The 4,072-nt window shown below is 65.2% G+C and carries 4 protein-coding genes and 1 pseudogene; all 5 read left to right on the forward strand.

Translation table 11 applies throughout. The features are described 5' to 3' along the window. The coding region (locus DYZ14_RS23845) for an HAD-IC family P-type ATPase (protein ID WP_154722911.1) at positions 1–748 on the forward strand (748 nt) is incomplete at its 5' end. A gap of 597 nt (positions 749–1,345) precedes the next feature. Next, positions 1,346–2,464 (forward strand): YncE family protein, encoded by a 1,119-nt coding sequence (locus DYZ14_RS23850; protein WP_154722912.1) that lies wholly within the window; start codon positions 1,346–1,348, stop codon positions 2,462–2,464. A 57-nt stretch (positions 2,465–2,521) separates the two neighbouring features. Beyond that, complete coding sequence (locus tag DYZ14_RS23855) at positions 2,522–3,127, forward strand: Spy/CpxP family protein refolding chaperone (protein ID WP_154722913.1); 606 nt, start codon at positions 2,522–2,524, stop codon at positions 3,125–3,127. A gap of 93 nt (positions 3,128–3,220) precedes the next feature. Then, positions 3,221–3,679, forward strand: coding sequence for a DUF411 domain-containing protein (locus DYZ14_RS23860; protein WP_154722914.1), 459 nt, complete (start codon positions 3,221–3,223; stop codon positions 3,677–3,679). A gap of 52 nt (positions 3,680–3,731) precedes the next feature. Continuing rightward, positions 3,732–4,072, forward strand: a pseudogene (locus tag DYZ14_RS24275) (hypothetical protein); the annotation flags it as partial.

Here is a 4,072-nt window from a genome sequence, read left to right on the forward strand (position 1 = left end):
CCGAAACCTCACGGGTGAGGGCATCGTCGCAGAGGTCGAGGGACAGGACATCCGGATCGTCAGTCCTGGCCATCTCGCCAGACAGGGCAACCCGGTCCCGGGTAGCCGACTCGGCGAACTCGAAGCAGAAGGCAAGACCGTCGTCGTCCTCGTCCGGAACGGTGTGCCCCGCGCCCTGTTCGCGCTTGCTGACATCGTGAGGCCGGAGTCCCGGGAAGCCATCGCAGAACTGAAGGCGCTGGGCATCAGTTCCATCATGCTTACAGGAGACGCCAAGGGCGTGGCGGCGTCCGTCTCCCGCGAACTGGGTATCGAAGAGTACTTCGCCGAGGTGCTTCCCGACGAGAAGTCGGCCAAGATCAAGGAGCTACAGTCCCGCGGCCTCCAGGTGGCCATGGTCGGAGACGGCGTGAATGACGCCCCGGCGTTGGTGCAGGCCGACCTGGGTGTCGCGATCGGCGCGGGAACCGACGTGGCCGTCGAATCCGCCGACGTGGTCCTGGTCAGAAGCGACCCCCGGGACGTGGCAGCAATCCTTGGCCTTTCCCGCGCGACCTACAGGAAGATGGTGCAGAACCTGATCTGGGCGACCGGGTACAACGCTATCGCAATCCCGATGGCCGCCGGCATCACTTTCGGGACGGGCTTCCTGATGACCCCGGCAGTCGGTGCGGTCTTCATGTCCGCAAGCACCATCATCGTCGCCCTCAATGCCCAGTTGCTCAGGCTGTACCGGAAGACGACATGACACGAACGACGAAACCGGAAACCGCTTCGTCTTTGATCCAGGACAAACAGCGTTGCGGCGGCGCGGTCTATCTTTGATAGTCGAGGACATTAGAAGGACGAGCAGGTTGCGACTGAACCTGACCAGTACGAAAAGGAAAGCGAATGCGCCGGCCCCCGCCGCGCGCCTTGTCGCTCTCCTGCTTGCCGTTCTGGTCGCCTTCTCGCTCTCCACCTTCGGCGGCGGGCACGCCCATGCAACGGGCGGGGAGGCACACGTCGCCATCGGCAACCCGGACGTCGCCGCTGCAGGCCCGCACGGGCATCAGGGGCACGCGCACGCTGTCCCATGCGACGACAGCGGCGCGGATCAGGGCGATGCGGACGACTGCTGCATGTCGGCTACCTCGTGCGCGGTTTGCGTTCCCGTTCCCTCGGCAGGACTGACGTTGGCCACGCAAGCTGCGCCGGCGGCCCTTGTGCCTCCTTCGACGTCGCTCCCGCATGACCCGTCGACCCTGTCGCGCCCTCCCAAGCTCTCCGTGACCGCCTGAGCGCACGCGCCCGCGGGTTCCGTGCGCTCCCTGAACGGAGTCACGAACAATGAGAGTTTTTCACCATGAACATGTTTACAGCAATACACGCCTCGATCTCGCGGCGAGCCGCGCTGGCCGCACTTGCGATGGCGTCCGCGCTCGCGCTCCTCATGCCCTTCGCGGGACATGCGGGGGCCGAGGCAGCTTCCTCCGGCTTTGTATACACCGCCGACGAGTACGGTAACTCTGTCAGCCGGATCGACCTTGCCTCGGGCAGGGTCGAGATCGTTCCGGTCACGGTCACGCCGCACAACGTCCAGTTCGTTCCAGGGACGGGCCGCGTTCTCGCGGTCGGCAGCCCTTTGCAGGTGGGTGCCGGCCATGGGCACGCCGAAGCCGAGGACAGCCATGGCAGCACCTCGCAGGGCGGCGGATACGGGGGCTCCGAGGCGGGCGGAGCGCTGATCGTCCTTGATCCGGCCGGCCTCGCATCGGGTCCCGCATCCACCATCGAGGTGGGAACCCATCCTGCCCACGTGATCGCAGACCCTTCGGGCAAGCGCGCCTTCGTCACTAATGCGGGCGATGATACGGTGTCGGTCATCGACCTCGCCAAAGGCGAGGCCGTGCGGGAGATCGGCACCGGGGACTATCCGCACGGACTTCGGATGAGCCCCGCCGGCAGCGCCATCTACGTCGCCAACGTCGAGGATGGAACGGTATCCGTCATCGACACGGCCTCGCTGGAGGAGACGGACAGGATCGAGGTCGGCAAGGCCCCGGTGCAGGTTGGCTTCACGCCAGACGGGAAGCGGGTCTACGTCTCGCTGAGGGACGAGAACAAGGTGGCGGTCATCGACACAGCGACGCGGCAGGTCACCGCCCGCATCGACGTGGGGCGGTCTCCCATCCAGATGCATGCGACCCCTGACGGACGGTTCGTCTACGTGGCGAACCAGGGAACGGAGGCCGAGCCGGACGACACGGTGTCAGTGATCGACGTGGCGAGCGGAACGGTCGTCAAGACGATCACCACTGGCAAGGGAGCGCACGGCGTGACCGTCAGCGACGACGGCGCCCATGTGTTCGTCACCAACATCGTCGACGGCACCGTCTCCGAGATCTCCGTGGCTACGCAGTCCGTGGTTCGCACCCACGAGGTGGGCGAGGGTCCCAACGGGATCACCTTCCAGGCGCTATGAACACGTACCCGGGCGGCGATCCCGCCGCCCGGGTCTCTCATTTCAAAGGACAAAGCCATGACAAAGATCCTCAAGACCGCATTCGCCGCAGCCATGCTGCTTTCCGCCTCTCCGGCGCTCGCCGAGGACGCCCACCATCCGGCTCCGGCCGAAACCACGGCTCCGGCTCCGGGTGAACCGGCTCCCCACCCGTCCGCTCCCGCACCGGGGGGAGCCGAGATGCCGGGCGGCATGATGGGCGGCGACATGATGAAGATGATGCAGGAGATGATGGGCCGCCACGCCGGGATGATGCGGGGCATGATGGCCGACGGGGCGGGGATGCAGGACGGCATGATGGGGAAGATGATGGCGCCCGAGCATGTCGAGGGGCGGATCGCGTTCCTGCGGACGGAACTCAAGGTGACGGACGCCCAGCAGCCCCTTTGGGAGGCCGTGGCCGCCGCTCTGCGGGAGAACGCGCGCGGGTCCACGGGCATGATGCAGCAGGAGCAGGATGCCCAAGGACTGCCCAACTCGCTCGAGAGGCGGGAGAAGCTGCTTTCGGCCCGTCTCGATGCCGTACGGCAACTGAGGGCAGCGGTGGAGCCGTTCTACGCTTCGCTCGACGAAGTCCAGAAGGCTGCGGCCGACAACCTGCTGATGCCGATGGGAATGATGTGACCGTCAGACCGGGCGCTCAGCAAGGCGCGCGCTAGCTGTCGCCGAAACCATGCACGTTTTTCCAATCACCGCGAACAAGGAAGCGAACCTCGAATGAACACCTACAGCAGATCCCTCTTCGCCGCGCTGGCGGCGCTCGTTGCGTCTACTGCGGTCTCTATGGCCGCGGCCGAGATGAACGTTTACAAGACACCTTGGTGCGGCTGCTGCCATGCCTGGGCGGAGGCGGTTGAGAAGGCCGGATACAAGGTGTCCACGGTCGACCTCGAAGACCTTTCGGCCATCAGGAAGCAGGCCGGGGTGCCAGCAGAGATGGAAGGCTGCCACATAGCTGCCGTGGACGGCTATTTCCTCGAAGGCCACGTTCCGCTAGAAGCGATCGGGAAGCTGCTCTCCGAGGGGCCCGAGGTCGCGGGCCTGGCGGTTCCCGGAATGCCGCAGGGGTCGCTCGGCATGGGGGAGGATCCTGTAGCCAGCTACGAGGTCTATGCCGTTCCACGCGACGCCTCCGAGGCGCCGTCGGTATTCTACAAGGCGGGCACCCAGAAGTAGGCGGCTGGAGACGATCGATGCCACCGCGCCCCTGACTTGACTGGAAAGAAGCATGGTCTATCGAAGTGAAACTCCGCAGCCAAGTCCCGGCTCAGGCTTGCCGGGCCTGCAGCTAGACGTCGAGTTGCTGAACACCAGCTGCTTCTGCATCAGTCTGGACCGTGCAGAACTCAACCGGGCATTTCTGGCGAATCCGGAATCACCCGCTATCCTTCCGGCCATGGGTGACAGATATGCCCATATGTTCGCTACACTTCCCGTTTTTGTATCGCGCCAGCGCCTCGAGAGGATGGCAGAAATCGTCAGGGCTGCCGAAGCGGTCATAGCGTTGCCCGCCTATCGTGATCTCGTCCTCCAGGGGATGCCCGACATAGCGCGGTTCGAACCCCGGGC

The organism is Ciceribacter sp. T2.26MG-112.2, from assembly GCF_900492205.1.
Taxonomy (GTDB): domain Bacteria; phylum Pseudomonadota; class Alphaproteobacteria; order Rhizobiales; family Rhizobiaceae; genus Allorhizobium; species Allorhizobium naphthalenivorans_A.

What these genes read in the sequence shown, in the direction of transcription:
- DYZ14_RS23850 (WP_154722912.1), top strand. Translation starts at nt 1,346, where the DNA reads ATGAACATGTTTACAGCAATACACGCCTCGATCTCGCGGCGAGCCGCG.
- DYZ14_RS23855 (WP_154722913.1), top strand. Translation starts at nt 2,522, where the DNA reads ATGACAAAGATCCTCAAGACCGCATTCGCCGCAGCCATGCTGCTTTCC.
- DYZ14_RS23860 (WP_154722914.1), top strand. Translation starts at nt 3,221, where the DNA reads ATGAACACCTACAGCAGATCCCTCTTCGCCGCGCTGGCGGCGCTCGTT.